Source organism: Serratia sp. CY76391 (genome assembly GCF_052166695.1).
Lineage (GTDB): Bacteria > Pseudomonadota > Gammaproteobacteria > Enterobacterales > Enterobacteriaceae > Serratia > Serratia nematodiphila.
This window is the reverse complement of record NZ_JBJNOJ010000010.1, coordinates 1-26,257: the sequence shown is the minus strand read 5'-3', so window position 1 is coordinate 26,257 and position 26,257 is coordinate 1. Positions and strand designations below refer to the sequence as shown.

28 protein-coding genes are annotated in these 26,257 nt (G+C 59.8%); 12 read left to right on the top strand and 16 right to left on the bottom strand.

The window, feature by feature from the left end; translation table 11 throughout:
- Positions 1–122: 122 nt before the first annotated feature.
- Positions 123–1,331, top strand: coding sequence for an NAD(P)/FAD-dependent oxidoreductase (locus ACJ8PN_RS18570; protein ID WP_171454522.1), 1,209 nt, complete (start codon positions 123–125; stop codon positions 1,329–1,331).
- Positions 1,332–1,365: 34 nt separating this feature from the next.
- On the opposite strand, the gene ACJ8PN_RS18565 is transcribed toward ACJ8PN_RS18570, so the two are convergent.
- The gene (locus ACJ8PN_RS18565) at positions 1,366–1,827 is read right to left on the bottom strand and encodes an Lrp/AsnC family transcriptional regulator (protein WP_004941672.1); all 462 of its coding nucleotides are present in this window, start codon (positions 1,825–1,827) and stop codon (positions 1,366–1,368) included.
- A gap of 194 nt (positions 1,828–2,021) precedes the next feature.
- On the opposite strand from ACJ8PN_RS18565, the gene ACJ8PN_RS18560 reads away from it, so the two are divergent.
- The gene (locus ACJ8PN_RS18560) at positions 2,022–2,639 is read left to right on the top strand and encodes a LysE family translocator (protein WP_004941674.1); all 618 of its coding nucleotides are present in this window, start codon (positions 2,022–2,024) and stop codon (positions 2,637–2,639) included.
- A 2-nt stretch (positions 2,640–2,641) separates the two neighbouring features.
- On the opposite strand, the gene ACJ8PN_RS18555 is transcribed toward ACJ8PN_RS18560, so the two are convergent.
- Both ACJ8PN_RS18555 and ACJ8PN_RS18550 read right to left on the bottom strand, forming a co-directional pair.
- Entirely contained in the window at positions 2,642–3,094 is a 453-nt protein-coding gene (locus ACJ8PN_RS18555) for a GNAT family N-acetyltransferase (protein ID WP_351110183.1), read from the bottom strand.
- A gap of 30 nt (positions 3,095–3,124) precedes the next feature.
- Positions 3,125–3,337 (bottom strand): hypothetical protein, encoded by a 213-nt coding sequence (locus ACJ8PN_RS18550; protein WP_171454521.1) that lies wholly within the window; start codon positions 3,335–3,337, stop codon positions 3,125–3,127.
- Positions 3,338–4,189: 852 nt separating this feature from the next.
- Here ACJ8PN_RS18550 and ACJ8PN_RS18545 point away from each other — a divergent pair.
- Complete coding sequence (locus tag ACJ8PN_RS18545) at positions 4,190–5,266, top strand: AI-2E family transporter (protein ID WP_442535143.1); 1,077 nt, start codon at positions 4,190–4,192, stop codon at positions 5,264–5,266.
- A gap of 44 nt (positions 5,267–5,310) precedes the next feature.
- Here ACJ8PN_RS18545 and bcp read toward each other — a convergent pair whose 3' ends face one another.
- On the bottom strand, positions 5,311–5,775 hold the full coding sequence (gene bcp / locus ACJ8PN_RS18540; protein WP_015378709.1) for a thioredoxin-dependent thiol peroxidase: 465 nt from the start codon (positions 5,773–5,775) through the stop codon (positions 5,311–5,313).
- Positions 5,776–5,777: 2 nt separating this feature from the next.
- Positions 5,778–6,383, bottom strand: coding sequence for a glycine cleavage system transcriptional repressor (locus tag ACJ8PN_RS18535; RefSeq protein WP_369783268.1), 606 nt, complete (start codon positions 6,381–6,383; stop codon positions 5,778–5,780).
- Between the two features lie 110 nt (positions 6,384–6,493).
- Between ACJ8PN_RS18535 and dapA the strand changes: the two genes are divergently transcribed.
- The 6 genes from dapA to ypfH all read left to right on the top strand — a co-directional run bounded on the left by dapA (position 6,494) and on the right by ypfH (position 13,286).
- Positions 6,494–7,375 (top strand): 4-hydroxy-tetrahydrodipicolinate synthase, encoded by an 882-nt coding sequence (gene dapA, locus ACJ8PN_RS18530; protein ID WP_029988781.1) that lies wholly within the window; start codon positions 6,494–6,496, stop codon positions 7,373–7,375.
- Between the two features lie 16 nt (positions 7,376–7,391).
- Positions 7,392–8,444 carry an outer membrane protein assembly factor BamC gene (gene bamC, locus ACJ8PN_RS18525; protein WP_015378707.1) on the top strand — a complete coding sequence of 351 codons (1,053 nt, stop codon included), beginning with the start codon at positions 7,392–7,394 and terminating at the stop codon, positions 8,442–8,444.
- Positions 8,445–8,614: 170 nt separating this feature from the next.
- A complete protein-coding gene (purC, locus tag ACJ8PN_RS18520; RefSeq protein WP_004941708.1) occupies positions 8,615–9,328 on the top strand; it encodes a phosphoribosylaminoimidazolesuccinocarboxamide synthase in 714 nt (237 codons plus the stop codon).
- A 209-nt stretch (positions 9,329–9,537) separates the two neighbouring features.
- Positions 9,538–10,407 carry a KPN_02809 family neutral zinc metallopeptidase gene (gene ypfJ, locus ACJ8PN_RS18515; RefSeq protein ID WP_033632407.1) on the top strand — a complete coding sequence of 290 codons (870 nt, stop codon included), beginning with the start codon at positions 9,538–9,540 and terminating at the stop codon, positions 10,405–10,407.
- 56 nt (positions 10,408–10,463) lie between these two features.
- Positions 10,464–12,476 carry a tRNA(Met) cytidine acetyltransferase TmcA gene (locus ACJ8PN_RS18510; protein ID WP_351110180.1) on the top strand — a complete coding sequence of 671 codons (2,013 nt, stop codon included), beginning with the start codon at positions 10,464–10,466 and terminating at the stop codon, positions 12,474–12,476.
- A gap of 120 nt (positions 12,477–12,596) precedes the next feature.
- Positions 12,597–13,286, top strand: a complete 690-nt coding sequence (gene ypfH / locus ACJ8PN_RS18505; RefSeq protein WP_070914511.1) for an esterase — start codon at positions 12,597–12,599, stop codon at positions 13,284–13,286.
- 30 nt (positions 13,287–13,316) lie between these two features.
- Here the strand turns inward: ypfH and ACJ8PN_RS18500 are convergent, their stop codons facing one another.
- The 7 genes from ACJ8PN_RS18500 to ACJ8PN_RS18470 form a co-directional block, all read right to left on the bottom strand.
- On the bottom strand, positions 13,317–13,502 hold the full coding sequence (locus ACJ8PN_RS18500; RefSeq protein WP_004941720.1) for a YpfN family protein: 186 nt from the start codon (positions 13,500–13,502) through the stop codon (positions 13,317–13,319).
- Positions 13,503–13,504: 2 nt separating this feature from the next.
- Positions 13,505–14,179 carry a M15 family metallopeptidase gene (locus tag ACJ8PN_RS18495; RefSeq protein WP_171454517.1) on the bottom strand — a complete coding sequence of 225 codons (675 nt, stop codon included), beginning with the start codon at positions 14,177–14,179 and terminating at the stop codon, positions 13,505–13,507.
- Entirely contained in the window at positions 14,176–15,303 is a 1,128-nt protein-coding gene (gene dapE, locus ACJ8PN_RS18490; RefSeq protein WP_025303823.1) for a succinyl-diaminopimelate desuccinylase, read from the bottom strand. Before dapE ends, ACJ8PN_RS18495 begins: the two co-directional genes overlap by 4 nt.
- A complete protein-coding gene (locus ACJ8PN_RS18485; RefSeq protein WP_004941730.1) occupies positions 15,300–15,686 on the bottom strand; it encodes an ArsC family reductase in 387 nt (128 codons plus the stop codon). Before ACJ8PN_RS18485 ends, dapE begins: the two co-directional genes overlap by 4 nt.
- A 253-nt stretch (positions 15,687–15,939) precedes the next feature.
- On the bottom strand, positions 15,940–16,491 hold the full coding sequence (locus ACJ8PN_RS18480; protein ID WP_171454516.1) for a LuxR C-terminal-related transcriptional regulator: 552 nt from the start codon (positions 16,489–16,491) through the stop codon (positions 15,940–15,942).
- 729 nt (positions 16,492–17,220) lie between these two features.
- Positions 17,221–17,652, bottom strand: coding sequence for a GNAT family N-acetyltransferase (locus tag ACJ8PN_RS18475; protein ID WP_351110175.1), 432 nt, complete (start codon positions 17,650–17,652; stop codon positions 17,221–17,223).
- A 9-nt stretch (positions 17,653–17,661) separates the two neighbouring features.
- Positions 17,662–18,141, bottom strand: coding sequence for a tetratricopeptide repeat protein (locus ACJ8PN_RS18470; protein ID WP_442535142.1), 480 nt, complete (start codon positions 18,139–18,141; stop codon positions 17,662–17,664).
- 216 nt (positions 18,142–18,357) lie between these two features.
- On the opposite strand from ACJ8PN_RS18470, the gene ypfM reads away from it, so the two are divergent.
- Positions 18,358–18,417, top strand: coding sequence for a protein YpfM (gene ypfM, locus ACJ8PN_RS18465; protein ID WP_100396732.1), 60 nt, complete (start codon positions 18,358–18,360; stop codon positions 18,415–18,417).
- A 125-nt stretch (positions 18,418–18,542) separates the two neighbouring features.
- Here the strand turns inward: ypfM and acrD are convergent, their stop codons facing one another.
- Positions 18,543–21,680 carry a multidrug efflux RND transporter permease AcrD gene (gene acrD, locus ACJ8PN_RS18460; RefSeq protein WP_351110171.1) on the bottom strand — a complete coding sequence of 1,046 codons (3,138 nt, stop codon included), beginning with the start codon at positions 21,678–21,680 and terminating at the stop codon, positions 18,543–18,545.
- 293 nt (positions 21,681–21,973) lie between these two features.
- Here acrD and ACJ8PN_RS18455 point away from each other — a divergent pair, with 293 nt between their 5' ends.
- Entirely contained in the window at positions 21,974–22,252 is a 279-nt protein-coding gene (locus tag ACJ8PN_RS18455) for a winged helix-turn-helix domain-containing protein (protein ID WP_004941750.1), read from the top strand.
- A 32-nt stretch (positions 22,253–22,284) separates the two neighbouring features.
- Here the strand turns inward: ACJ8PN_RS18455 and ACJ8PN_RS18450 are convergent, their stop codons facing one another.
- Complete coding sequence (locus ACJ8PN_RS18450) at positions 22,285–22,917, bottom strand: response regulator (RefSeq protein ID WP_004941753.1); 633 nt, start codon at positions 22,915–22,917, stop codon at positions 22,285–22,287.
- A gap of 161 nt (positions 22,918–23,078) precedes the next feature.
- Positions 23,079–24,755, bottom strand: coding sequence for a nitrate/nitrite two-component system sensor histidine kinase NarQ (gene narQ, locus ACJ8PN_RS18445; protein ID WP_442535141.1), 1,677 nt, complete (start codon positions 24,753–24,755; stop codon positions 23,079–23,081).
- Positions 24,756–25,113: 358 nt separating this feature from the next.
- On the opposite strand from narQ, the gene nudK reads away from it, so the two are divergent.
- The gene (nudK, locus tag ACJ8PN_RS18440; RefSeq protein WP_019453874.1) at positions 25,114–25,689 is read left to right on the top strand and encodes a GDP-mannose pyrophosphatase NudK; all 576 of its coding nucleotides are present in this window, start codon (positions 25,114–25,116) and stop codon (positions 25,687–25,689) included.
- Between the two features lie 50 nt (positions 25,690–25,739).
- On the opposite strand, the gene ACJ8PN_RS18435 is transcribed toward nudK, so the two are convergent.
- Positions 25,740–26,257, bottom strand: a 518-nt coding sequence (locus tag ACJ8PN_RS18435; RefSeq protein ID WP_326838283.1) for a transketolase-like TK C-terminal-containing protein, incomplete at its 5' end; no start/stop codon positions are given.

Genomic DNA, 26,257 nt, shown 5'->3' with positions numbered 1-26,257 from the left:
CCTCCTCGGAAGGGGCGGGCGGGCCTTCTGCACCCTGCGACGGGAGCGGAACGGCATCGTTCATCCGAAAAAACTGCGGGCAGCCTCGTCTCCCGGTCAACCCTGTATGAAGGAGTCATCCCATGACGCAGAAAATAGTGATTGCCGGTTCCGGTTTTGCCGGTTTTTGGGCCGCCGTGTCCGCCATGCGCGCCATTACCCTCGCCGGTAAGCATGACGACATCGAGGTGCTGATGGTTTCGCCGACGCCTACGGTCACCATCCGCCCGCGCCTGTATGAAGCGGTGCTGGAAAACATGAACCCCGACATTTCCGCGCAGCTCACCGCCGTCGGTGCGCGGCACCTGGCCGGGACGGTGGAACGTATCGATGCCGCCGCCAAAACGCTCAGGGTGGCGCCGGCGGTGGGGGCACCCCTTGAGTTGGCCTACGATCGTTTGGTGTGGGCCACCGGCAGTCGGCTTTCCGTGCCTGCGGTGCCGGGCTTTGCCGAATACGGTTTCAACGTCGATACGCTGGAAAGCGCACAGCGCTTGGGCGCTCATATCAAAGCGCTGGCGGCCAAACCTTCGACGCCTGCGCGCAACACCGCCGTGGTGGTGGGCGCGGGGCTGACCGGGCTGGAGAGCGCGGCGGAGATGCCGCAGCGGCTGCGGGATGCGCTGGGCAAAGACGAGAACGTGCGCGTGGTGATCGTCGATACCGCGCCGGAAGTAGGCGCGGGGATGGGGGCAGAGCCGGGGGCGGTGATACGCCAGGCGTTGGTGGAGTGCGGCGTGGAAGCGCGGGCCGGCCTGCGCGTCTCGGCCATCGACGCTGAGGGAGTGATGCTGTCGAACGGTGAGCGTATCGCTGCCAACACGGTGATCCTGGCGGCGGGCGTGCGGGCGCATCCGCTGACCGAGCAGATCCCTGGCGAGCGCGACGGCAGCGGCCGGGTGATCGGTGATGCCTTCCTGCGCGCGCCGGCGGCGGCGGGCATTTTCGTGACCGGCGATACGGTGAAGGCGGCGACCGACGATCTCGGTAATCACAACCTGATGACCTGCCAGCATGCGATGAGCCTTGGCCGCGTGGCCGGCCACAATGCGGCGGCGGAGCTGGCGGGGTTGCCGACGCATCCGTACAGCCAGCCGAAGTATGTGACCTGCCTGGATTTGGGGCCCTGGGGCGCGCTCTATACCGAAGGCTGGCAGCGCCAGGTGCGCTTTACCCGCCAGGAAGGCAAAAAGATTAAGCAGGAGATCAACACGCAGTGGATTTATCCGCCGGCGGCGGATCGCGAGGCGCTGTTCGCCATCGCCAATCCGGATTTCGTGATTGTGCCTTAAGATCGTCAAAACGGGAGCGGCAACGTTCCCGTCGTCATTTTCCCAACGGCAGGAACGAACGCTCCGGCACCACGGTTTTCATCACCAGCGTGGAGCTCAGGCGCTGCACGCCCGGCAGGGCGGAGAGCTTCTCGTCGTAAAGCTGCTGGAAAGCGGGCAGATCGCGGGCGATAACGTGCAGCAGATAGTCGGGATCGCCAAACAACCGCTGTGCCTGCACCACCTGCGGAATGTCCACCATGGCGTTTTCGAAGGTTTCAACGGCGCGGCGATCGCCTTCGCGCATGGTGACGAACACCAGGGCGGAAAAGTTATAGCCCAGGCTGCCGGGATCGAGCTGGGCGCGGTAACCCCTGATCACCCCGGACTCCTCTAATGCCCGCACCCGGCGGTGACAGGGGGACACGCTCAAACCGATCCGCTCGGCCAGCTCGGTCACCGACAACCGGCCGTCGGCCTGCAGTTCAGCAAGAATTTTGCGATCAATCTTATCCATTTGGAAAAATTTCCCCGTTTATGCCGATTTCAGGCAAGTAATTGAAAGCACATTTTAACGCCTTGAGGATATTCTTGCCATCTGTTGAACGGTTTTGACGGCCGCCGCGGCAGGCGGAGGCCGTTCTTCTTCCACGAGGAAAGCGCAATGGTTCTCTGTTCGGTGTGGCGCGGTGCGTTTGAGAGGGCGCCGGCATGACGCTCGCTCTGTTCGCCGCGTTTTGGGCGGTGTCGATTCTGTTGGTGATCACGCCGGGTATGGATTGGGCCTATGTGATCTCGGCGGGTATTCGCGGCCGGGTGGTGGTGCCCGCCGTCGCCGGTTTGCTGTTTGGCCATTTGTTGATGATTGCGATCGTGGTGGCGGGCGTCGGCGCACTGCTGGTCGGCAACCCGCTGGCGCTGACGGCGCTCACCCTGTTGGGGGCGGCTTACCTCTTGTGGATCGGTTTCAACATGCTGTTGCACCCGCCGGTGCCCGGCGCCGGTGAAGATCAGCGTTCCGATTCCTGGCTGCGCTGGGCCGGCAAAGGCGTGTGCGTCAGCGGACTGAACCCCAAGGTGTTTCTGTTGTTTCTGGCGCTGCTGCCACAATTTACCGACGCCCGGGCCGAATGGTCGGTGCCGATGCAGATGCTGGCGTTGGGCGTCGTGCATTTGATCAGCTGCGGCCTGGTGTATCTGCTGGTGGGGTTTGGTTCGCAGTCGGTGCTGCGCACGCGTCCGCAGGCCGCGAAGGTGGTGGGGCGCATCTCCGGCGCGGCGATGATCGTCATCGCCCTCGGGTTGCTGGCCGAGCAGGCGCTGAAATAGCATTACCGTCGGTAGATGTCCGGCCGGGCGATCTGCCAGACAAAGTCGGGGCGGTTGATGGCCGAATAGCCCACTTTCTCATAGAGCCAGGGGGCGGTGCTGGTGACCAGCATGACTCGCCTCAGCGTCGCCATCAGCGGATGGGCCTGGCAGCATTCCGCCAGCCACAGACCCAGCCCGCTTTTTTGATGCGTCTCCAGCACGTACACGTCGCACAGATAGCCGAAAGTGGCGTAATCGGTGACCAGCCGGGCGAAACCGATCTGCCTGGTCTCGTGATACAAACCGAAACACAAGCTGTGGGTGAGGGACTGGCGGACGGTTTCTTTATCGATTCCCTCCGCCCATGAGGAACGGGTCAGAAAAGCGTGAATGGCATCGAGATCCAGCAGGGCGGGATCGGTGCTGACGAGATAGTCCGCACGCTGCCAGACAAGTGGGGAAGGTATGGTCATGCTATTCCTTTTCTTTTCGTTAACGCATCGCTACTGGCGGCGGACCAAACCGGTGATCAAATCCAGCGCGTCGTCCGCCGCCGCGATTTCGCTTTCGCTGAGCGCCTGCCGTTCGATGAAGCTCTCGATGGCTTCCAGCAGGGAGAATATGCTGATTTCATCTCCTATCTTGACGACTTCACAAACGCCACGCCCGATCGCCAGACAGATGGCTTCATCAAATTCACACGGTTTGCTGTTCATTTTTCCCCCTACGGCATTTGGGATTATATCGGCCATGCTACCGGTTTTTTCCCGGTGGCTGTCTGACGAAAATCCCATTTTTTCGTTGATGCTGACGGGCGCACGATCGCGGGCATTGGCGAAATTCTGATTTCCTCACCGCGGCCAAATTTCCCTTGTGACCACCGTGCCGGCGCGGTATTGTCGCCAAATGACGACAATACCGCCTCATTGTCCGCATAAAAAATTCATGACGTTATCATCCCTTCATCCCGCTGCCGTGCGGGATTTTTTTATGAGGTTTATCTCAAAGTGCGGATAACCTCGACGCGATCGCTTGCCATGTTCTGGGAATAATCCTAGCTTGAAATAGTCATTTAGGGTTAGCAATCCCTCATGACCTCCTTGTAACACTTGATGCACCAGAACGTTTTCTCCCCCGCTTAGGCGGGGGTTTTTAATGACGTGCATCGGAAAAGGCCGTGAACGTAGAACCGACAGAGTTCGTGACGATAACCAGTTTAAGCATCAGGGGACGGGACAATGAAAAATGATCTGGCGGCGGCGATCGCGATTGGCTGTGTGTTGTTGTTCGCATTGGCGGTCGGTTCGCCCCTTTCTATCGCTACTTCGCTGTAATCTTCCGCGGCCCCGTTCGGGGCCGCCCATCGAGCCAGTCGCCGCGTCTGCGGACTTTTGCGTCGATCGCCTGCCCGCGCGATAAAATCAGCCAAATCGCTGTTGATGTATGGCGAACTTTGAGTACTCTGAGTGCTTTGCACATCCCGCGTGCGCCCGTTCTATCTATGCTTTAATCAGGCCCATCACAGGAATCGCCATGCCCGCCCGCCAAATCTCAAGGAGCCCGCTCTGATGCTGGAGATGTTATTACAGTGGTACCGCCGCCGCTTCACCGATCCTCAGGCCATCGCGCTGCTGGTGATCCTGGTTGTCGGGTTCCTTATTCTCTATTTTTTGCACGGCATTCTGACCCCGTTGCTGGTTGCCATCGTGCTGGCGTATCTGCTCGAGTGGCCGACCGCGCGCCTGCAGCGCATCGGCTGTTCGCGCACCTGGGCGGCGAGCATCATGCTGCTGGTGTTCGCGGGCGTCGCCATGCTGCTGGTGTTCGTCGTCGCGCCGACCGCCTGGCAGCAGGGCATCAATCTGATGAGCGATCTGCCGGGCATGCTCAATCAGTTCTATAACTTCGCCGCGACACTGCCGAAGCGTTATCCGGCGCTGGTGGATGCCGGCATCATCGACATGATGGCGGAAAACCTGCGCAGCCGGTTGTCCGGCATGGGCGAATCGGTGGTGAAATTCTCGCTGGCGTCGCTGGTCGGCCTGCTGACGTTGGCTATCTATCTGATCCTGGTGCCGATGATGATGTTCTTCCTGCTGAAGGACAAAGAACAGCTGCTGAACGCGGTGCGCCGCGTGCTGCCGCGCAATCGCGGCCTGGCGGGGCAGGTCTGGAACGAGATGAATCAGCAGATCACCAACTACATTCGCGGCAAAGTGCTGGAGATGGTGATTGTCGGCGTGGCGACTTACCTGGTGTTTGCCATGCTGGATATGCGCTACTCGCTGCTGCTGGCGGTGCTGGTGGGGTTCTCGGTGCTGATCCCCTACATCGGCGCGGTGCTGGTCACCATACCGGTGGTGGTGGTGGCGCTGTTCCAGTGGGGCGTCGGCGCCGATTTCTGGACGCTGATCGTCGCCTATCTGGTGGTGCAGGGGCTGGACGGCAACCTGTTGGTGCCCATTTTGTTCTCCGAAGCGGTCAACCTGCATCCGCTGGTGATTATCCTGTCGGTGATCGTGTTCGGCGGGATGTGGGGCTTTTGGGGCGTATTTTTTGCCATACCGCTGGCGACGCTGGTGAAGGCGGTGATCCATGCCTGGCCGGATGAACTGCGGGTCGAGGTGGAAGACAAGGCTGACTGACAGGGAAGAAACGAAGCGCAGCAGGCCGCTGCGCTTCGTGAGAATTACTGTTGCAGGTAGTTCAGAACGATGTCGTGGTGATTGGTGGTTTTGAAATCATCAAACACTTTTTCAATCTTGCCGTTGGCATCGATCAGGAAGCTGATGCGGTGAATGCCGTCGTAGGTCTTGCCCATGAAGGTTTTCTCGCCCCACACGCCAAACTGTTGTGACACCTGATGATCTTCATCAGACAACAGCGTGAAGTTGAGCAGCTCCTTTTCGGCGAAGCGCGACAGTTTTTCCGGTTTGTCGGTGCTGATGCCCAGCACTTCGACGCCGACCTTTTTTAATTCGTCCATGTTGTCCCGCAGGCCGCAGGCTTGCACGGTGCAGCCCGGCGTCATCGCCTTCGGATAGAAATAGACCAATACTCGCTGTCCCTGGAAGTCGGCCAAATTAATTTCCTCACCGTCCTGGTCAGGCAAACTAAATTTCGGCGCTGTGTCACCGGCTTTCAATGGGCTCATCACTACTCTCCATCTTTCTCGTCATGCTGTGGATAGTTCACCACGCTAATACTGCCTTGCGCGTTCAATTCTGTACATAGGCGATGGAAGGCTTGCTCAATATTTGAGGCGTCCCGATCGCCGGAGCTGTGGGCGGTAATTTGGATATACAGCTGCGGCGGCAGGTCGCCGTCCGCCGGCTGTGTGCGCGAGACCAGTTCGGCGATATTCATCTGGCTGGAGTCGAACAAATCGGTAAAGCGTTCGATGATGTGCGGCGAGTCCTTCACTTCCACCTGCACCCACACCGTGGCCGGCATCGGCGGCCTTTCGTGCGAGTTTGTGCGCTTCATCACGATCAGCAGATCCAGCTCCGCGCCTTTTTGCGGCAGGGTGGATTCGATCAGGGTGATGGCGTTCCAACTGCCGGACAGCAGCATGATGAACGTGAACTCCTCTCCCAGCATGGCCAGACGGCTATCTTCGATATTGCATCCGCAACTGCTGACGTGGCGGGTGATGGTATTGACGATTCCGGGGCGGTCGGCGCCGAGCGCGGTAATCACGAGATAGTGTTCGTCTGACTGAGGCAAAATAGCGCTTCCTGTCGTGCTTAATGGGGTTACCATGGTAAACATAAAAAAAACCGCCTGCCAAGCGCTTACAACGCGGTTGTGCGCTTGCTTTTGGATAGGCAGCAAAAGTACCATGAGTGACTTGTTTGTGGAGGGGACGGCCAATGTTTACGGGAAGTATTGTTGCACTGGTTACGCCGATGGACGACAAAGGTGCTGTCGATCGCGCGAGCCTGAAAAAATTGATCGATTATCATGTAGCCAGTGGCACCGCGGCGATCGTTTCCGTAGGGACCACCGGCGAGTCCGCAACGCTTGCCCATGACGAGCACGTTGACGTGGTGCTGCAGACGCTGGAGTTGGCCGACGGCCGCATTCCGGTGATCGCCGGCACCGGCGCCAACGCCACCGCCGAAGCCATCGCGCTCACCACCCGCTTCGCCAACACCGGCGTGGTGGGCTGCCTGACGGTAACGCCGTACTACAATAAGCCGACGCAGGAAGGGCTGTATCAGCACTTCAAGGCGATCGCCGAGAGCACCGAACTGCCGCAGATCCTGTATAACGTGCCTTCGCGCACCGGCTGCGACATGCTGCCGCCGACCATCGCTCGGCTGGCGAAAATCAAGAATATTGTTGCTGTAAAAGAAGCGACGGGGAACTTAAGTCGCGTTAGTCAGATCCAAGTGCTGGTTGACGATGAAGATTTCATTTTGCTGAGCGGCGACGACGCCAGCGGGCTGGACTTCATGCAACTGGGCGGCAAAGGGGTGATTTCCGTGACGGCCAACGTGGCCGCGCGCGAGATGGCGCAACTTTGCGCGCTGGCGGCGCAGGGCAAATTTGCCGAAGCGCGCCGCTTAAATCAGCGCTTGATGCCGTTGCATCAGGATCTATTTGTAGAAGCAAACCCAATTCCGGTGAAGTGGGCCTGTAAGGCGTTGGGATTGATGGCAACCGATACGCTGCGTCTGCCGATGACGCCGTTGAGCGAAGCCGCCCGCCCGGTGGTGGAGCGCGCGCTGAAAAGCGTCGGTTTGCTGTAACTCTAAGGGAAATTTGATGGCTTATTCATTGCAAAAGTCGACGGTAGCAAAAGTAGTGGGCATCTCATTGGTGATGATGCTGGCAGCCTGCAGCAGCGATCAGCGCTACAAGCGCCAGGTCAGCGGCGACGAGGCCTACCTCGACGCGGCTCCGCTCAAGGCGCTGAACGCGCCGTCCGGCATGATCCTGCCGGTGCAGAGCGGCAACTATGACGTGCCGGCCACAACGGTGCAAGGCAACGTCGGCAAGCAGCTGGACATTCGTCCGCCGGTGCAGCCGTTGGCGCTGCTGAGCGGTTCACGCGCGCAATACGCCGGCGACAGCGGCACGCTGCTGCTGGAAAACAGCCCGCAGAACCAGAACCTGTGGTCGCGCGTGGTCAGCCTGCTGCAGGCGAAGAACATCGCGATCGCTTCCCGTCAGGACGCCGGTCAGACCCTGACCACCGACTGGGTGAAGTGGAACCGTCTGGACGAAGACAACCAGTACGAAGGCCGTTATCAGATCAGCGTGCAGCAGCAGGGCTATCAGCAGGCGCTGGTGGTGAAAAGCGTTGGCCTGCAGCAGCAGGGCAAGACCGAACAGGTGACCGATCAGTCTGAGATCCAGCGCTACAACGGCATGATGATCAACACCCTGATCGAAGGCCTGGACAAGCAGGATAACCTGGCGAGCTCCCAGACGGCCAGCCGCTTCGGCGCGCTGGACGTGCAGAGCGGTGCCGATGATACCGGCCTGCCGATGCTGGTGGTGCGCGGCCCGTACACCGTCGTGTGGGATCGCCTGCCGCCGGCGCTCGAAAAACTGGGGATGAAAGTGGGTGACCGCAGCCGTCCGCAGGGTACCGTCGCCGTGACCTACAAGTCCCTGAGCAGCAGCGATTGGGATGCGTTGGGCGTCAAGGATCCTGAACTGACGGAAGGCGATTACAAACTGCAGGTCGGCGATCTCAACAACCGCACCAGCCTGCAATTCATCGATCCGAAAGGCAAACCGCTCACCCAGTCGAAAAACGACGCACTGGTGGCGGCATTCCAGTCAGCCTTCAGCAAAACCAGCGTTAACTAATCAAAAAGGGGCTTCGGCCCCTTTTTGTTTTGTCTATACGGTATCGTTTGCGTCGCAGGTTTGGCACAATAGTGTCCGGCACGCCAAAGAATTCATTAGGTCAATTCTATACCCCCTAATTTCGGGCCGCGCTCGGGAGACAACGGGGATACATCACTGGAGTAAGTAAGATGCAAAAGCTAGCTGAGCTGTATCGCGGAAAGGCAAAAACCGTTTACACCACCGAGAATCCCGATCTGTTGGTGTTGGAGTTCCGCAACGATACGTCAGCACTGGATGGTCAGCGCATTGAGCAGTTCGATCGCAAAGGCATGGTGAACAACAAGTTTAACCATTTCATCATGAGCAAGCTGGAAGAAGCCGGCATCCCGACCCAGATGGAGCGTCTGCTGTCCGACAACGAAGTGCTGGTGAAGAAATTGGACATGGTGCCGGTGGAATGCGTGATCCGCAACCGCGCCGCCGGTTCGCTGGTGAAGCGTCTGGGCATTGAAGAAGGCCTGGTGCTGAACCCGCCGCTGTTCGATCTGTTCCTGAAAAACGACGCCATGCACGATCCGATGGTGAACGAATCCTACTGCGAAACCTTTGGCTGGGTGAGCAAAGAGCATCTGGCGCGCATGCGCGAGCTGAGCTACCGCGCCAACGACGTGTTGACCCAGCTGTTCGACGACGCCGGCCTGATCCTGGTCGACTTCAAACTGGAGTTCGGTCTGTTCAACGGTGAAGTAGTGCTGGGCGATGAGTTCTCGCCGGACGGCAGCCGCCTGTGGGACAAAAACACCCTGGACAAGATGGACAAAGACCGTTTCCGTCAAAGCCTGGGCGGCCTGATCGAAGCCTACGAAGAAGTGGCGCGCCGCATCGGCGTGAAACTCGACTAAGCGTCGGCACAGCCATTCGGGGCGATCCGGCCGGATCGTCCCGCTATTCTGCGTTTTTCCAGAAAATTTCTACATTTCCTCCGCGGCAGACCATTTATAATGATGGATGTGAGATGACTAAAACCTATCCCACTCAGGCTTGAAGCTGCCTTTGCGCTTACGATCGCGGCGCAACTTCAACGAGCAGGGGAAATATCTGGAGTGTATTTATGCGTTGGCAAGGGCGTCGGGAAAGTGACAATGTTGAGGATCGTCGCGGGCAGTCTTCAGGTTTGGGCGGCGGTGGCGGCGGTTTCCGCGTGCCGGTGGGTGGCAAGGGCGGCATCGTCATTCTGGTGGTGGTGCTGGTGGCCGGTTATTACGGCATCGATCTGTCGCCGCTGTTGAACGGCGGTAACGTCGCACCGCAGGGTCAACAACAGAGCGCCAACATCAGTCCGAAAGACGATGAGCTGGCCAAATTCACCTCAGTGGTGCTGGCTTCGACCGAGGATAACTGGAAAGAGATTTTCCAGCGCATGGGCAAAACCTATCAACCGCCGAAGCTGGTGATGTATCGTGGCGTAACGCGCACCAGCTGCGGCACCGGTCAGGCGGCGATGGGGCCGTTCTACTGCCCGGGCGACAGAACGGTGTATATCGATCTGTCTTTCTATCAGGACATGAAGACCAAGCTGGGCGCCGGCGGTGATTTCGCTCAGGCCTATGTGGTGGCGCACGAAGTCGGCCACCACGTGCAGAACCTGCTGGGCATCGAGCCGAAGGTGCGCCAGATGCAGCAAGGCGCCAGCCAGGCGGAAGTGAACCGCCTGTCGGTGAAAATGGAGCTGCAGGCGGACTGCTTCGCCGGCGTGTGGGGCAAATACGCCGAGAAGCAGCAGATGTTGGAAGAGGGCGACCTGCAGGCGGCGCTGAATGCCGCGCAGGCGATTGGCGACGACCGGTTGCAGCAGCAGAGCCAGGGCCGCGTTGTGCCGGACAGTTTCACCCACGGCACTTCGCAGCAGCGCTACACCTGGTTTAAACAGGGCTTCGACAGCGGCGATCCCAATACCTGCAACACCTTTGCATCCCGTTAACGCCTCAAGTGCCGGAGCCTGACTCCGGCATTTTTTTCGGATTGAGATACAGCCTTATGCTACAGGCAGCGCAACAACTCATGCGGCGGCAGGGCATCCGGCGCCTGCTGGTGCTCAGCGGTGAACCCGAGTGGTGCCGCGAACAGGCGCAGCGGCTGGCGGCGACGCTGCCGGGCGACTGGCCGTGGGTGGGGGAAAACCCGCCGCCCGGCCTGACGGCTTTGCCGAGCCGCGCGGTGCGCCAATTGCTGGGGCAGGAGCGGCTGCACGCGGTGTTCGATGCCGGTCACTCGCTGGACGTGGAGGCGTTGGCGGCGCTGTGCGGCGCATTGCGCGCAGGCAGCTGGCTGCTGCTGTTGACGCCGCCCTGGCGGCAATGGCCTCAGTTGCCGGACGGCGACAGCCTGCGCTGGAGCGATTGTCCGCAGCCGATCACCACGCCGCATTTCATTCATCATCTGCAGCAGCATTTGGCCGACGACAGCGAAGTGACTGTCTGGCGGCAGGATGAGCCCCTGACGCTGGCCGCGCTGCCGGCGCGTGAGGGTTGGCAGCCGCCGGATGGCGGGCCGACCGAGGAACAACAGGCGATCTTGACGGCGCTGCTGCAGGCCGAGTCCGGCGTGTGGGTGCTGACCGCCGCCCGCGGCCGCGGCAAATCGACGCTGGCTGGCATGCTGATGGCGCAGTCGCCGCTGACCTGCTGGATCACCGGGCCGAGCCGCGCCGCCACAGAGGTGGCCGGGGAATGGGCGCAGGGGCGCGCACAGTTTTGGGCGCCCGATGCCTTGCTGGCGCAGTGCCGGGAGGGGGACGTCAGTGACGTGGGCTGGCTGCTGGTGGATGAAGCGGCGGCGATCCCCGCGCCGCTGTTGCAACAGCTGATCGGCTATTTCCCGCGCGTGTTGCTGACCACCACGGTGCAGGGCTATGAAGGCACCGGCCGCGGTTTTCTGCTGAAGTTTTGCGCCGGGCTGCCGTCCTATCAGGCGTTGAGTCTGCAACAGCCGATGCGCTGGGCGCAGGGCGATGCGTTGGAACGGGTCACGGACAATGCGCTGTTGTTCAACGAGCTGCCCGCCTGGCCGGTGGATGGCCAGGCGATCGATTACAGCCAGGCGGAGCAGCGTGAACTGTGCGCCGATCCGCAGCGGCTGGCGCGTTTCTATGCTCTGCTGAGCAGCGCGCATTACCGCACCTCGCCGCTGGACTTACGCCGGCTGATGGACGCGCCCGGCATGCATTTCGGGCTGGCGCAGGCCGGACAGGAGGTGGTCGGTGCCGTGTGGCTGGCGGACGAAGGCGGGTTGAGCGCCGAGTTGGCGCACGACGTGTGGGCCGGCCGCCGCCGGCCGCGCGGCAACCTGGTGGCGCAGTCGCTGGCGGCGCATGGCGGCCAGTGGTGGGCGCCGACGCTGCGGTCACGGCGCATTACCCGCATCGCGACGCTGCCGACGCTGCGGCGGCAGGGTATCGCGCGTCAGCTGGTCGAGCGGCAACGTCGTCAGGCGCAAGGGCTGGATTTCCTGTCGGTCAGCTTCGGCTATACCGAGCCGCTGTGGCGCTTTTGGCAATCCTGCGGTTTCGAGCTGGTGCGCATCGGCAGCAAGCCGGAGGCCAGCAGCGGCTGCTATACCGCGATGGCGATCTTGCCCCTGAGCGAGCAAGGGGAGGCGCTGCGGCACGCGGCGCACAAGCACCTGGCGCGCGACTGGCCCTGGCTTCGGCAGCGCATCGAACTCGTGCTGGCGATCCCGGGCGATGACGGCGACACGTCGCTCGGCGAAGAGGACTGGCGCGAACTGGCCGGGTTCGCTTTCGCCCATCGGCCGCTGGAGGCCAGCCTGGGGGCATTGCAGCGTTTGCTGTTGGCCAGCAGTCTGCCTCTGCCCGCGCTGCGCGGCCATCTGCAACGGCGGCAATCCCCGGCGGCCTGCGTGGAGCAGGCGGGCGTAAGCGGCCAGAAAGCCTTGCTGCGCCACTGGCGGCACGAAACGGCGCAGGCGCTGGAACAGTTGAATGCGCAACACTGCCGCTATTGGCGCGACTGGGCGCAGTCGTTGCAATAAATTGAATAACTCGCTCAATAAAACCCGATTTTCCCGATTTCTCAACGGCGTATAGTCACTGTCAGCGGTGCGGCGGCGACTGTCGCCGCACCAGGTTTGGTTACTATTAAGGAGTCATCGATGAAACATGAGCATTTCGTTGTCCAAAGCCCGGCGACCCCGGCGGCGCAGCTGATCTTGCTGTTTCACGGTGTCGGCGATAACCCGGTGGCAATGGGGGAGATCGGCAGTTACTTCGCCAAAGACTTTCCTCAGGCCCAGGTGGTGAGCATCGGTGGCCCCGAAGCGTTTGGCAACGGCGCCGGGCGCCAGTGGTTTTCGGTGCAGGACGTGACCGAAGAGAACCGCGCGGCCCGCATCGCAGACGTGATGCCGCAGTTTGTGGCCGTGGTGCGTCATTGGCAGCAGCTGAGCGGCGTGGGCTATGCCGGCACTGCTCTGGTGGGGTTCTCGCAGGGGGCGATCATGGCGCTTGAGGCGTTAAAAGCGGAAACCCGGCTGGCCGGGCGCGTGGTCGCGTTCAGCGGGCGTTTCGCGCAACTGCCTGAGCAGGCTTTCGGCGACAGCGTGGTGCATTTGATCCACGGTGAAGAGGACGCGGTGATCGCGGTGCAACATGCTCATGCGGCGGCAGAAGCGTTACGGGCCGGCGGCGCCGATTTCACGCTGGACGTGGAGGAAAACGTCGGACATGCGATCAACCAGGGCATGATGAACGCCGCGCTGGAAAGGCTGCATTATTACGTGCCTCAGCGCTACTGGGACGAGGCATTGTCCGGCAAGCGCGGCGAGCTGATCGCCTTTCGCTAAAAATTCAGGGCGCCGATGAGCGCCCTGATGTCATTTCTTTTTCGGCCAGTCGTCTTCGTCATCCCACTGGGCGTTGTTGTCGCGGTGCGGCGGTATCTCCGGCTTGTTGGCCAGATAGCTTTTCACGTCGACGCGGCGCAGTTCCTTGATACCGCTGACGACCATCCCCACCAGAACCAGCAGAATAATCCACCAGTAATCAGCTAACCATTGCATAGCTACTCCTTTCCTTCACTGCGTATAAAACGCGAAAAAATCGAGGGCAGATGGCGTTCGAGCCATTCGACACCGGCGACCTCCTTGTCTTGCCAGGCCGCCAGCAACAGCGCCGGGGTCAGCAAATGTTCAGCCTCTTGCGCCAGCGGCCGGTAGCTCAGATGCCACGGCTCCACCGCCACGCCGCCGCTGTCTTCGGTAAAGGGGCGATAGAAACCGAACTCGGCCATATGCGCCGTCAGCCACTGGTTGAGTGGCGCAAAGTAACCGCCTTCTTCATATTCCCACGGCTCCAGCTGCAGCTTTTGCCCTTCCGGCAACAGCGACGGATCGTACACGTCCAAATCGCTGCCCCAGTGATGGCGGCTGGCGCCAGGCAGGGCTGACCAGCGCAGGATCGCCTCACAGCGCTCGGCGGCGGACAGCGGCGCGACGTCGATCGGTTGACTGTCCTTATCTAATACTGGCCGCTGGCCGCAGAATTTGCCATTCCAAATCGCCAACTGGCGGTCGAAGTCGCGGAAGGTGCTGGCGGGCTGGAGATCGAATCCGGCTTCACGCGCGGCCTGCTGCATCGTCAGGAAGGCATTGACCGCCTGCGGCTGCAGCCGATGGTTGCCGCTCAGCGGCGCCAGGTGTTCGGTCGAACGGCCGGTGAGCATTTCTGCGGTGATCATGCGACCAATTGCTCCATGATGCGTTGATACATGCGGCTCAGCAGCTGCAGATCCGCGGCGTTGACACATTCGTTGACCTTGTGGATGGTGGCGTTGACCGGCCCCAGTTCCACCACCTGCGCGCCCATCTGCGCGATGAAGCGGCCGTCGGAGGTGCCGCCGGTGGTCAGCAGCTGCGGCGTCAATTCAGAATAGTGCTCGACGGCGTTGACCACCGCATCCACCAGCGCGCCGCGCGAGGTGAGGAACGGTTGACCGGATAGCCGCCATTCGATGCTGTAATTCAACTGGTGGCGTTCCAGCAGCTCTTCCACGCGCTGCTTGATCATCGCGTCGGTGAGTTCGGTGCTGAACCGGAAGTTGAACTGCACGTAGAGATCGCCCGGGATCACGTTGTTGCTGCCGGTGCCGGCCTGCACGTTGGCGATCTGCATGCTGGTCGGCGGGAAGAACTCGTTGCCGCGATCCCATTCGATCGCCACCAGTTCATTCAGCGCCGGCATGGCGCGGTGCACCGGGTTGTCTGCCAGATGCGGATAGGCGACGTGCCCCTGTACGCCGTGGATATGCAGGTTGGCGGTGATGGAGCCGCGACGGCCGTTTTTCACCACGTCGCCGACGCGTTCGGTGCTGGACGGCTCGCCGACCAGGCAGTAATCCAGCCGCTCGTTGCGCGCCATCAGCGCTTCGACCACTTTAACCGTGCCGTGGGTGGCGCTGGCTTCTTCATCCGAAGTGATCAGAAATGCCAGGCGGCCCCGGTGATTCGGGTTGGCGGCGACAAAGCGTTCCGCGGCCACCACCATCGCGGCCAACGAGCCCTTCATGTCCGCCGCGCCGCGGCCATACAGCATGCCGTCGCGGATTGCCGGTTCAAACGGCGGGTTGTCCCAGCGTTTTTCATCGCCGGTCGGCACCACGTCGGTGTGCCCGGCAAACGCCAGAGTTTGCCCTTCGCCGCGCCAGGCCCAGAAGTTTTGGGTGTCTTCGAAGTCCATGGCTTCGACGGTGAAGCCGATCGCCTGCAAACGGTCGATCATCAGCTGCTGGCAGCCTTCGTCATTCGGGCTGAGGGAAGGGCGCTTGATCAACTGCTGGGCCAGTTCGATAACCGGGCAAGTCATACGGCAACCTCGGCGATAAATTGTTGGTAAGCGTCGGCGTTGAAACCGAGCAGAGCGTGGCCGTTGCCGTCGTCCAGCAGCGGACGTTTAATGATTGCCGGCTGCGCCAGCATCAGCGCGATGGCGGCGTCGGCGTTATCACAGGCGTTGCGCTGCGCTTCATCCAGCTTGCGCCAGGTGGTGCCGCGGGTATTGAGCAGCGGCTCCCAACCCAGTTGCGCGACGAAACCGCGCAGTTGCTGTTCGGTCAGGCCGTCGGCGCGGTAGTCGTGAAAATGATAGGCTATGCCCTGATCTTCCAGCCAGCGGCGGGCTTTTTTGATGGTGTCGCAGTTTTTGATGCCGTACATCGTCAGCGTTGTCTGTTGCGGTTTATTTGCCATGGCGTAAAGCTACCTGTCTCGTCGAGTCGATACTGAGCGGCGGGCGCGGTCTTAGGCCTTCTCGCCGCCCGGCGATAGCAGAGATAATGCCAGTAAAGCGGCGGCGAGATCCAGACAACGATGCGCGCGAGAGACGATTGGGCGCCAGGGAGAGAGGTTGGCAAATTGATGAAACGGCGATCTTCGCCGGCGGGGCTGTTAAAAGACGCCGGCGAACGCGTTCTGCCGCCAATGCGGCGCGGGGGAGAGAGAACTAATCTTTATTGATTCTTATGTTTAAACGCTCGGTCAAACACCGTACGCGGGTAATATGCAACAGCGGTTTTATCCTGCTGGTGCCGAGTTTTTTCATGATTCGTGATTTGTAATGATTGGCGGTTTTATTTCTGATATTCATGGCATTGCTGATGTCGGCCAGCGATTTTCCCGTCGACCACTCCGAGAGAAAATGCGATTCGCGCTGAGAGAGTTGCGGCGGCTCGGTATAGTGACTGTAACGCTTATATAAGTCGCCGATCAGATGGCTGAAGCGGCTCAATGATATAAGGTTTGATAATATAATGGTCTTATTGTCGACAATCACCATCTCATGCAGACAGTCGGTGATAATGATTATTTTGTAGGTATTGGGGTTGGCATATTCATCGCGGTAACGCGCTTCAAAGTTGGCGATGGTGACATCGATAAAGCAGACCCTTCTGCGGCTAAAGCCGGCCGCCGCGCGTTTTTCCGCCCAGGTTTGGTTAATGAGTTGTCGGATGCCGACGGTGGTATAAGCACACGCGCTGAAAATATCAATTTCCATTTTATTATAATCCTTTACTTTTTATTTCCCGGTGAGGATGGCTATCTTAAAACATAAAAAAAGAAACAATCTAAATAATTTCACATTGAACTTATTGGGCGCCGCAGGGAAAGAACGCTATCCTGCGGTGGACAATCAGGAAAGCCCCATATACTAGCATGATTTATAAAGAGTAAATTTGGTTTTTAATCGAGCTGCCCAGTGAAGAAAGAGGGATAGAATAGAAATCCTCTATTAATACTCCGGTTATTAAAAGGAATTAACATAGAAAATGGCTATCAAAATAAAATATTCGATCGTTAATATCGATCTCTTTTGTGAGGAAGAGGATGCTAATGAATTAATAATTAAGATATTTCTTGCTTTTTAGCGAGGGGCGTCGCTTATTTTTAACGCAGTTTAAAGAGTGTGCTGGGACAATCTCATGGCGCGCGCCAAATTAATGGCAAAGATAAATCTTAATCAAAAAAATGCGATGTTTTAAGCTGCGTGCGTTGTGCAAGTGGGGAGGATTTATACGGGGGAACGGCATGAAAGAATGCCGGATCGAAATTTCCGATAAGATCACGTCGGAAATAGCGTCTTGTCTTGTGGACGGATTGGATCGCGTTAACGATGAATATATCGGCTACGACAATCGTCGGCCGTGGTGAAAGATCCTGACAGCGGCAGCAATTCTGCGGGGCATTTGCCGCCGTATTTTTATCAGCCGAACGTTGTAATGCGCGATTAACGCACGTAGCCCCCCCGTTGCAAACGCTGCAGAGCATCCCCTTCTGCGAACACCATGCCGGTGGTCAAATCGTGAAAGCCGTACTTTTTATAGAAGGCGAGCTTTTCCGGCACGGAATAGATGAAAATCTTGCCGAGCGGCGCCAGATCTTGCATCACCCGATCCATCAACCTGCGCCCCAGCCCTTGTCCCTGAAAGCGCGGATCGATTGCCACGTCCGCCAGGTAGGCGACCGATGTCAGATCGCTGATGGCATGTGCAGTGGCGATCAACTCGTCGCCGATAAACCCCCAATAGCAAAACTGGCTGTGTTGGTAAACGCGCCGCAAGGTGTGCGGATCGCGCTTGCCCAGCCCGGCGGCCTCCAGCAATTCACACAGCCGCTGCCAGTCGATGGCGCGGCGGCTCGGGTCGGTGATAATTTCCATCGTTTTCCTCTAACCGATAAGACTGAGATCGGCGGCATAGTGCCGAATGGCGCGTTGATAACCGAGGATGTCGGGGTCTGACGAGGTTTCCGCCAGCAGCAGCAACAGATCGGTCACGGCCCGTTTATTTTCACCCAGGTTGTACAGCGCCATGGCGCGAAACAGCATCAGCTCGTTGGCCTGCGGGAACTCGGCCAGGCCGTCGTCGAAAGCCCGTAACGACGCCGAATATTCTCCCAGGGCGCGGTAGGTGCTGCCGAGACCCAGCCAGGCCTCGCGGCGTTGGGCGGGCGGCAAATCGCGAGCCAGCGCCGCGAGGTAACAGGGAATGGCCTGTTGCTCCAGGCCCTGTACGTCATACAGGCAGGCCAGCTGAAAGTGCAGCGTTGCCGCTTCCGGCTCCGCCGCCAGCTGCCGTAACGCCAGCGCAGTGGCTTCCTGATAGCGGCCCTGCGTTTTTAACTGCGAGAGAGACAAAGAGCTGGACATGATCGACACTCCGTTGGCGTATTCTTATACCTTTTACACGCTATCGTGGAGAAATTGATATCACAAGGGAATAGCTGCACTGAACATTGATCAGATAAATACGAAAATGTGCGCTAAGCCCGGTTTCCGAGCCCGGCATCGTTCCCGTTTTCCTTCACATGGTCAAAAAACAGGCGTAGAATCCGCTTCGTCAAATAATTGAGGTTGTAAAGTATTATGGTTGATCGTGAATTAGGAAACTGGAAAGACTTCATTGATGAGATGTTGGGCAACTGACACAGCGTTGAAGCAGATGGCAAGGTTGAGTCATTGGAAAGTCACTGAAACACCTTGGGAACGAGATTTTCGTTCGAAATAAAGCAGCATCGGTAACCCGACGCTGCTTTTTTATGCGCCGTCGGTCACTCGCCGGCGGCTGTTGTCGTGGTGGCCGGATGCGCTTTACCCGGGAAACGGCGGCGAACCAGCACAAAGAACAATGGCACGAAGAAAATTGCCAGCAGGGTGGCGGAAATCATGCCGCCCATTACCCCGGTGCCGACCGCATGCTGGCTGCCGGAACCGGCGCCGCTGCTGGTAGCCATCGGCAGCACGCCGAAGATGAACGCCAGCGAGGTCATCAGGATCGGCCGCAGGCGCATGCGGGACGCGTCGAGCGTTGCCGACATCAGATCCTGCCCTTTATGGTTCAGCTCATTGGCGAACTCGACGATCAGAATGGCGTTTTTCGCCGACAGCCCAATGATGGTCAATAGACCGACCTGGAAATAGACGTCGTTCTCCAGGCCGCGCAGCCAGGTGGCGGCGACCGCGCCGATCACCCCCAGCGGCACCACCAGCATCACCGAGAACGGTATCGACCAGCTCTCGTACAGCGCCGCCAGGCACAGGAACACCACCAGCAGCGAAATGGCGTACAGCGCCGGCGCCTGCGAGCCGGACAGCCGTTCCTGATAGGACATCGCCGTCCATTCCAGCCCGAAACCGGTCGGCAGTTGGCTGACCAGTTTTTCCATTTCCGCCATGGCGGTGCCGGTGCTGACGCCGTTGGCCGCCTCGCCGACGATCTCCAGCGCCGAACTGCCGTTATAGCGCTCCAGCCGCGGCGAACCGTACTCCCAGTGCGAGCTGGCGAAGGCCGAGAACGGCACCATGCCGCCCGCGCTGTTGCGCACATACCATTTGTTGATGTCATCAGGCAGCATGCGGAACGGCGCCGCGGCCTGCACGTAGACTTTTTTCACCCGCCCGCGGTCGACGAAGTCGTTGACGTAGGTCGAGCCCCAGGCGGTGGAGAGGGTATTGTTGATGTCGTCGATCGATACGCCCAGCGCCTGAGCCTTGCGCTGATCGATATCGATTTGCAGCTGCGGGCTGTCGTCAAGGCCGTTGTGGCGCACGCGCGACAGCAGCGGGTTTTGCGCCGCCAGCTGCAGCAGCTGATCGCGCGCCGCCATCAGTTTGGCGTGGCCGAGCCCGGCGTGGTCTTCCAACTCCATGTCGAAGCCGGAGGAGTTGCCGAGACCGGTGATCGCCGGCGGGCTGCTGGCGATCACCCGGGCTTCGTTAATCTTGTTGAATGCCAGCGTGGCGCGATCGATGATGTCGAACGAGCTGTTGGCGCCCGAGGTGCGCAGATCCCAGTCTTTCAGCCGCACGAACAGGCGCGCTACGTTTTGGCCGTTGCCGCCGGGCCCGGAGCCGATGATGGCGAACACCGACAAAACGTCCTGTTTCTCTTCGGTGAGGAAGTACCGCTCGACCTTTTCCACCACTTTGGAGGTTTGCTGCAGGGTCGAGCCCGCCGGCAACTGCACCTGTACGGTGAAGATGCCGCGGTCTTCCTGCGGCAGGAACGAGGTCGGCAGCTTGATGAACAGCAGCGCCATGCCGCCGAGCAACAGCAGATAAATCACCATGTAGCGGCCGCTGGCGTGCAGAATGCGCCCCACGCCGCGCTCATAGCGATCGGCATTGCGGTTGAACATGCGGTTGAACCAGCCGAAGAAGCCGCGCTTGCCGTGATGGTGCCCTTTGGCGATCGGTTTAAGCAGTGTCGCGCACAGGGCCGGGGTCAGGATCATCGCCACCAGCACCGACAGCACCATGGCGGAGACGATGGTGATGGAGAACTGGCGATAGATGGCGCCGGTGGTGCCGCCGAAGAACGCCATCGGCACGAACACCGCCGACAGCACAAGAGCGATGCCGACCAGCGCGCTCTGGATCTGCCCCATGGATTTGCGCGTGGCCTCTCGCGGCGGCAAGCCTTCCTCGCTCATCACGCGCTCGACGTTCTCCACCACCACGATGGCGTCGTCCACCAGCAGGCCGATCGCCAGCACCATGGCGAACATGGTGAGGGTGTTGATGCTGAAGCCGCAGGCGGAGAGGATGGCGAAGGTGCCCATCAGCACCACCGGCACGGCGATGGTGGGGATCAGCGTGGCGCGGAAGTTCTGCAGGAACAGATACATCACCAGGAACACCAGCAGGATGGCCTCCAGCAGCGTTTTCACCACGTCCTTGATCGAGGCTTTGACGAACGGGGTGGTTTCATAGGCTACTTTGGCCTCCAGCCCGTGTGGGAAGTATTGTGACAGCTCGGCGATCTTGTCCTTCACCAACTGGTCGGTCTGCAGTTCGTTGGCGCCGGAGGCCAGCTTGATGTTCATGCCGGCGGCCTGCATGCCGTTGTAGCGGCTGAGGTAGTTGTAGTTCTCGCCGCCCAACTCAACGGTGGCGACGTTGCCCAGCGTCACCAGCGAACCGTCCTGATTGACCCGCAGGGTGATCTGGCGGAACTGTTCCGGCGTCTGGAGCTGCGACTGGGCGTTGATGGTGGCGTTCAGTGCCTGTTTATCGACCGACGGCGTGCCGCCCAACTGGCCGACCGCCACCTGGGCGTTCTGGGATTGAATGGCCTTGACCACGTCCTGGGTCGTGAGCTGGTAGCTGTTGAGCTTGTTGGGATCGAGCCAGATGCGCATGGCGTATTGTGAGCCATACACGTCCATGCTGCCGACGCCGTTGATGCGGCTGAGCGGATCCTGCAAGTTGGAGACGATGTAATCGGCGATGTCCTGCTTGTCCATGCTGTTGTCGGTGGAGACGAACGCCACCATCATCAGCGTGGTGTCGCCGGATTTCGAGACCGTGACCCCCTGATTCTGCACCGCCTGCGGCAGACGTTTGATCGCCGCCTGCAGCTGGTTTTGCACCTGCTGCATCGCCTCGTTGGGATCGGTGCCGGCTTCGAACGTCAGCGTGACGGTCGCCTGGCCGGTATTGGTGCTCTGCGACGACATATACATCATGTTGTCGAGGCCGGTCATATTCTGTTCAATGATCTGCGTGACGGTGTTTTCCAGCGTTTGCGCCGAGGCGCCTGGGTAAGTTGCGCTGATGCGCACGTTCGGCGGCGCCAAATTCGGGTATTGTTCTACCGGTAAAGAAAAAATCGCCAATGCCCCGGTCAGGCAAAGAATAATTGCCAGCACCCAGGCGAAAATCGGGCGATCAATAAAAAAATTGGCCATGCAGCGCGAACCTCGTTATGACTTGTTCTATCTTTAAAACGCATCGGAAATATGCATTTCAGCGGCAGGGAAGGATTCCGGCGCTATTGCACTTTACTCGGGATAGTCGAGGAAAGCGTGGAGAAAAAAAGGAGATAGTGTAAATAACGGTAGCGGGAAACGGCGTGGGTGCCCCGGCGTTGGTAATTGTACGCTATTAAGACATTTTTATTACTATCAAAGGCCTTGCGCATTTCTTCGCCGCAGGGAGCCGAAAAATAAAAACTGGATCCACCTTACAGCAGGAGCTTGGCATGGGAATTAACCCGGTATTTGCCCGTCGGCTTTATTTATGCTGGCTGATCAGCCACAGTGAGCGGCCCAATGTGCCGCGGTTGATGGCGCTGACCGGCTGGCCGCGCCGCACGTTGCAGGATGTGCTGAAGGCGCTGCCCGGCATGGGCGTCGAGCTGCAGTTCGTGCAGCAGGGCGTGCGCAACAACGACGGTTTTTATCAGTTGGAAAGCTGGGGGCCGTTCAACAAGAGTTGGGTGCATCAGCACCATCAGGCGCTGCTCAGCGCCATCGAGTAAGCGGCCCCGGCGTATTGGCCGGGGCGGGGCGATCAGTGGCTTTTGTACTCCAGGTACATCACCGTCGCCGCCACGCGAGAACGCACGTCCAGCTTGCGCAGTATGTTGCGGATGTGCACCTTCACGGTTTCTTCAGAGATATGCAATTGCGCCGCCACCTGTTTGTTGGACAGGCCGCGCGCCACCTCTTGCAAGACGTCCAGTTCGCGTTCGGTCAAGGCGGTGAAGGGATCGCGCTGCTCGCTGCGCGCCAGCAAATAGTCGGCCATGGCGTCGCTGATCACGTTTTGCCCCTCGGCGGCGGCGCTGATGTGTTCCAGCAGCTGCTCCGGTTCACTGTCTTTCAGCAGATAGCCGTCGGCGCCGGCGTCGATCAGCGCATACAGATCGCTGCGCGCGTCGGAGACCGTCAGCACGATGATGCGTGCGTCCACGCCTTCGTCGCGCAGAGCCCGCAGCGTATCCAGCCCGGACATGCCCTTCATGTTCAGATCCAACAAGATCACGTCCGGCGCGTGCTGCAGCGCCAGCGCAACCGCCTCGCTGCCGTTGCCGGCCTCTGCCACCACGCCAAATCGCGCATCCAGTCCCAGCAGTTGTTTGATGCCGCGCCGCATCAACGGATGATCGTCAACGATCATGACTCGATATTGCTTCATCACCATGAAATATGCTCCCTGTAGCAAGTAAAGCCACTCAAACGCGCCCGGAGGCGTGCTTCACAGTGGGACTGTCTCTTCAAAAATAGCGGCATTCTGCACCGCAAACCTCTCCGGGCGGCCTTCTGCCCGGCGGCAACCGTAACGCAGAGTGAACAGCCGCAAGGTCAGGGCGAGAATGTCAGGCAGACCGCCGTGCCGCCGCGGCTTCTGCGCCGGATGCGCAGCGTTCCTCCCAGTCGCGCCGCGCGTTCGCTCATGATGGTCAAGCCGTAATGCCCTTCCGGTTCTTCCAGACTGGCGATGCCGCAACCGTCGTCGGTAATGCTGAATACGTTGTCGCCTGCGGCGTTGACCTCGCAACACACCGCGATCTCGCTCGCTCCTGCGTGCTTGACGGCATTGAGCACCGCCTCGCGCACGATCTGCAGCGCGTGCACCTGCTGCTGGGCGTTGAGCGCCTGCGAGGGCAGCCGACAGTGTAACTGAATCCGCGCGGTGGTTAGCGCCTTTAATGGCTGCAGCAGTTGCTCCAGCGCGGCATTCAGATCCGCCTCCTGAATGTTGAGGCGGAAGGTGGCCAGTAATTCTCTCAGCTGGCGATAGGCATCGGCCAGCGTGCGATCGAAATCGTCGATAATCGTCTGCGCCGCCGGATCGTCGGCGGCGCGCCGGAGCAGCGTCAGCTGGATGCGCAGGAACGACAGCGTCTGCGCCAACGAATCGTGCAGCTCGCGGGCGATGGTCCCACGTTCTTCCATCAACAGCAGATATTGGTGCTGCTTTTGCGCCCGGTTGAAGTAGACGCCGCGCCCCAGCATGTTGGCCAGGCTCTGCATCAGGTGAGGATGCGGCGGCTGCGCTTCGGGCTGCCATCGCAATTCACCCAGCAGTTTATCGCCTTGGGTGATCGGCAGCGCGCTCCAGGCTTGCGCCGGCCCCGGCTCTCCTTCGTTCAGTTGCCACTGGCCATGATCGTCCGCCACGTTCAACCGGATGCAGCGCAGTCGTTCGCTTTGGCGCACGATGCGCAGCACATTCTCGAATGCCTGCTGATCGATCTGGCGCACGCTCAGCGCCTGTGAACAGCGATACAGCACCTCCAGCGTTTCGTTGGCCTGCTGCAGGCGCTGGGTTTTTTCCTGCACTTTCAGCTCCAGCGACTGATAGAGCCGGGCCAGCTCGTCAGACATGGCGCTGAAGGTTTGCGACAGCACGCCGAGCTCGTTCGGCAGCGCCACGTCCAGCTGCGGGTGGCGAAAGTCGCGCTGTTGCACGCGCTGGCTGGCGTCGACCAGATGCTGCAGCGGCATGACCACCTGGCGGCGCATAAAGCGGATGCAAAACAGCACCAGACCGATGATGGCGGCGTAGCCCAGCACGCTGACGGCGGCCACCAGGGTGAGTTTCAACTCGGAATAACGCTGCAGAGCGGAAACAAAATGATCGACGCGGTTGACGTAGCCGGCGACCTCCGCCCGGTAGGCGGCCGCTTGCCCGTCACGGATCTGCCGCTCCATCGCTTGCCATGTTCGTTGCAGCGCCAGATAGTGGTTGCGCACCTCGGCCGGGACGTAAAAGCGCGCCAGCTTTTGCAGTGCCGGCGCCTGCAAAGATTGCCGGTACTGCTGCAGGTGCAGCTCCAGCTCCGGGCTCTGTCGATCGAGATCAAAGGCCAGGCGGTAGCTTTGCATGCGCAGCGAACCGGCAATGTTGATAGCCTCGGCATCGCTCTGGCTGCCGGCGACGGTCGTCAACGCCAACCCGGTGGCGAGCACCGACAGTATCACGATGCCGAACAGCGCCCTGGCCAGGCTGCCGGTCACGGAACGTTTAACAAGCAATCACGGAATCCTTTTCTCTCAGGTGAGGGCTGCGCCAGTTTCATTCGAAAGCAAAACTATAACTTTTGCAACTAAATTGCACCGCGATTTGTATCAAGTTGTCAACAAAACGGGAACAATTGTCGTCGTGTAATCAAATGAATAGCGAAATGCCCGCCGATGTTCAGCCGCAGCTCGGTTTCCACTGAGGATTTGTCTTTGCGGATGCGATTCGTCTGTCAGATTATGCGTCTGCCCACGATGTATTTTTAATCCTGGTTTGCCCGGAGAGGCGTTGTGATTTTTGTTGCAAATCGTCTGCTGCGGCGCAGCGTAATCGCGGTATGATTTTCACGTTGCAACTCAAGGAAAAAGGGTCATGTCGTCGAAAATTGAGAATGTGAAGAAAGAGCTGTTGTCGGACAACTGGTATGTGCTGCACAAGTACACGTTCGATCTGAAACGCAAAAACGGCGGTTCGGTGCAACAGATGCGCGAGGTTTACGATCGCGGCAACGGCGCCACCATTTTGCTGTACAACCGCGCCAAGGGCACGGTGGTGCTGACCAACCAGTTCCGCATGCCGACCTATGTCAACGGCAACGAAAGCGGCATGCTGCTCGAGGCCTGCGCCGGCCTGCTGGACGCCGATTCGCCGGAGCAGTGCGCACGCCGCGAAGCGGTGGAAGAGACCGGTTTTCAGGTGGGCGAGGTCAAAAAAATCTTCGAAGCCTACATGTCGCCGGGCGGCGTGACCGAGATCGTGCACTTCTTTATCGCCGAATACCATGACGATGAGCGGCGCGCGGCCGGCGGCGGCATTGAAGATGAAGATATCGAAGTGATCGAACTGCCGTTCAGCGAAGCGGTGGCGATGATCGCCGATGGCCGCATTAAAGACGGCAAGACCATCATGCTGCTGCAGTATTTGCAGATTCATCGGGTGATGGAATAAAAAAAGCCGGTCATGATGACCGGCTTTTTTATCGGCTGGCGCCAGGCGGCTTACTTCAGCAGCGCCTGCGCCTTCGCCACCACGTTGTCCACGGTGAAGCCGAACTCGGCGAACAGCTGCTCCGCCGGCGCCGACTCACCGAAGGTGGTCATGCCCACGATGGCGCCGTTCAGCCCCACGTACTTGTACCAGTAGTCCGCGATACCCGCTTCCACCGCCACACGCGCCGTCACCGCCGCCGGCAGCACCGACTCGCGGTACGCCGCATCCTGCTTGTCGAACGCGTCGGTCGACGGCATCGACACCACGCGCACCTTGCGGCCCGCCGCGGTCAGTTTGTCCGCCGCTTCCACCGTGATGCCCACTTCGGAGCCGGTGGCGATCAGGATGACGTCCGGCGTGCCCGCGCAGTCTTTCAGCACGTAGCCGCCGCGGTACACGTTCGCCAACTGCTCTGCGCTGCGCGGCTGCTGGGTCAGGTTCTGGCGCGAGAACACCAGCGTGGTCGGGCCGTCGTTGCGCTCGATGCCGTACTGCCACGCCACCGCCGATTCCACCTGGTCGCACG

What these genes read in the sequence shown, in the direction of transcription:
- ACJ8PN_RS18570 (WP_171454522.1), top strand. Translation starts at nt 123, where the DNA reads ATGACGCAGAAAATAGTGATTGCCGGTTCCGGTTTTGCCGGTTTTTGG.
- ACJ8PN_RS18565 (WP_004941672.1), bottom strand. Translation starts at nt 1,827, where the DNA reads ATGGATAAGATTGATCGCAAAATTCTTGCTGAACTGCAGGCCGACGGC.
- ACJ8PN_RS18560 (WP_004941674.1), top strand. Translation starts at nt 2,022, where the DNA reads ATGACGCTCGCTCTGTTCGCCGCGTTTTGGGCGGTGTCGATTCTGTTG.
- ACJ8PN_RS18555 (WP_351110183.1), bottom strand. Translation starts at nt 3,094, where the DNA reads ATGACCATACCTTCCCCACTTGTCTGGCAGCGTGCGGACTATCTCGTC.
- ACJ8PN_RS18550 (WP_171454521.1), bottom strand. Translation starts at nt 3,337, where the DNA reads ATGAACAGCAAACCGTGTGAATTTGATGAAGCCATCTGTCTGGCGATC.
- ACJ8PN_RS18545 (WP_442535143.1), top strand. Translation starts at nt 4,190, where the DNA reads ATGCTGGAGATGTTATTACAGTGGTACCGCCGCCGCTTCACCGATCCT.
- bcp (WP_015378709.1), bottom strand. Translation starts at nt 5,775, where the DNA reads ATGAGCCCATTGAAAGCCGGTGACACAGCGCCGAAATTTAGTTTGCCT.
- ACJ8PN_RS18535 (WP_369783268.1), bottom strand. Translation starts at nt 6,383, where the DNA reads ATGGTAACCCCATTAAGCACGACAGGAAGCGCTATTTTGCCTCAGTCA.
- dapA (WP_029988781.1), top strand. Translation starts at nt 6,494, where the DNA reads ATGTTTACGGGAAGTATTGTTGCACTGGTTACGCCGATGGACGACAAA.
- bamC (WP_015378707.1), top strand. Translation starts at nt 7,392, where the DNA reads ATGGCTTATTCATTGCAAAAGTCGACGGTAGCAAAAGTAGTGGGCATC.
- purC (WP_004941708.1), top strand. Translation starts at nt 8,615, where the DNA reads ATGCAAAAGCTAGCTGAGCTGTATCGCGGAAAGGCAAAAACCGTTTAC.
- ypfJ (WP_033632407.1), top strand. Translation starts at nt 9,538, where the DNA reads ATGCGTTGGCAAGGGCGTCGGGAAAGTGACAATGTTGAGGATCGTCGC.
- ACJ8PN_RS18510 (WP_351110180.1), top strand. Translation starts at nt 10,464, where the DNA reads ATGCTACAGGCAGCGCAACAACTCATGCGGCGGCAGGGCATCCGGCGC.
- ypfH (WP_070914511.1), top strand. Translation starts at nt 12,597, where the DNA reads ATGAAACATGAGCATTTCGTTGTCCAAAGCCCGGCGACCCCGGCGGCG.
- ACJ8PN_RS18500 (WP_004941720.1), bottom strand. Translation starts at nt 13,502, where the DNA reads ATGCAATGGTTAGCTGATTACTGGTGGATTATTCTGCTGGTTCTGGTG.
- ACJ8PN_RS18495 (WP_171454517.1), bottom strand. Translation starts at nt 14,179, where the DNA reads ATGATCACCGCAGAAATGCTCACCGGCCGTTCGACCGAACACCTGGCG.
- dapE (WP_025303823.1), bottom strand. Translation starts at nt 15,303, where the DNA reads ATGACTTGCCCGGTTATCGAACTGGCCCAGCAGTTGATCAAGCGCCCT.
- ACJ8PN_RS18485 (WP_004941730.1), bottom strand. Translation starts at nt 15,686, where the DNA reads ATGGCAAATAAACCGCAACAGACAACGCTGACGATGTACGGCATCAAA.
- ACJ8PN_RS18480 (WP_171454516.1), bottom strand. Translation starts at nt 16,491, where the DNA reads ATGGAAATTGATATTTTCAGCGCGTGTGCTTATACCACCGTCGGCATC.
- ACJ8PN_RS18475 (WP_351110175.1), bottom strand. Translation starts at nt 17,652, where the DNA reads ATGGAAATTATCACCGACCCGAGCCGCCGCGCCATCGACTGGCAGCGG.
- ACJ8PN_RS18470 (WP_442535142.1), bottom strand. Translation starts at nt 18,141, where the DNA reads ATGTCCAGCTCTTTGTCTCTCTCGCAGTTAAAAACGCAGGGCCGCTAT.
- acrD (WP_351110171.1), bottom strand. Translation starts at nt 21,680, where the DNA reads ATGGCCAATTTTTTTATTGATCGCCCGATTTTCGCCTGGGTGCTGGCA.
- ACJ8PN_RS18455 (WP_004941750.1), top strand. Translation starts at nt 21,974, where the DNA reads ATGGGAATTAACCCGGTATTTGCCCGTCGGCTTTATTTATGCTGGCTG.
- ACJ8PN_RS18450 (WP_004941753.1), bottom strand. Translation starts at nt 22,917, where the DNA reads ATGGTGATGAAGCAATATCGAGTCATGATCGTTGACGATCATCCGTTG.
- nudK (WP_019453874.1), top strand. Translation starts at nt 25,114, where the DNA reads ATGTCGTCGAAAATTGAGAATGTGAAGAAAGAGCTGTTGTCGGACAAC.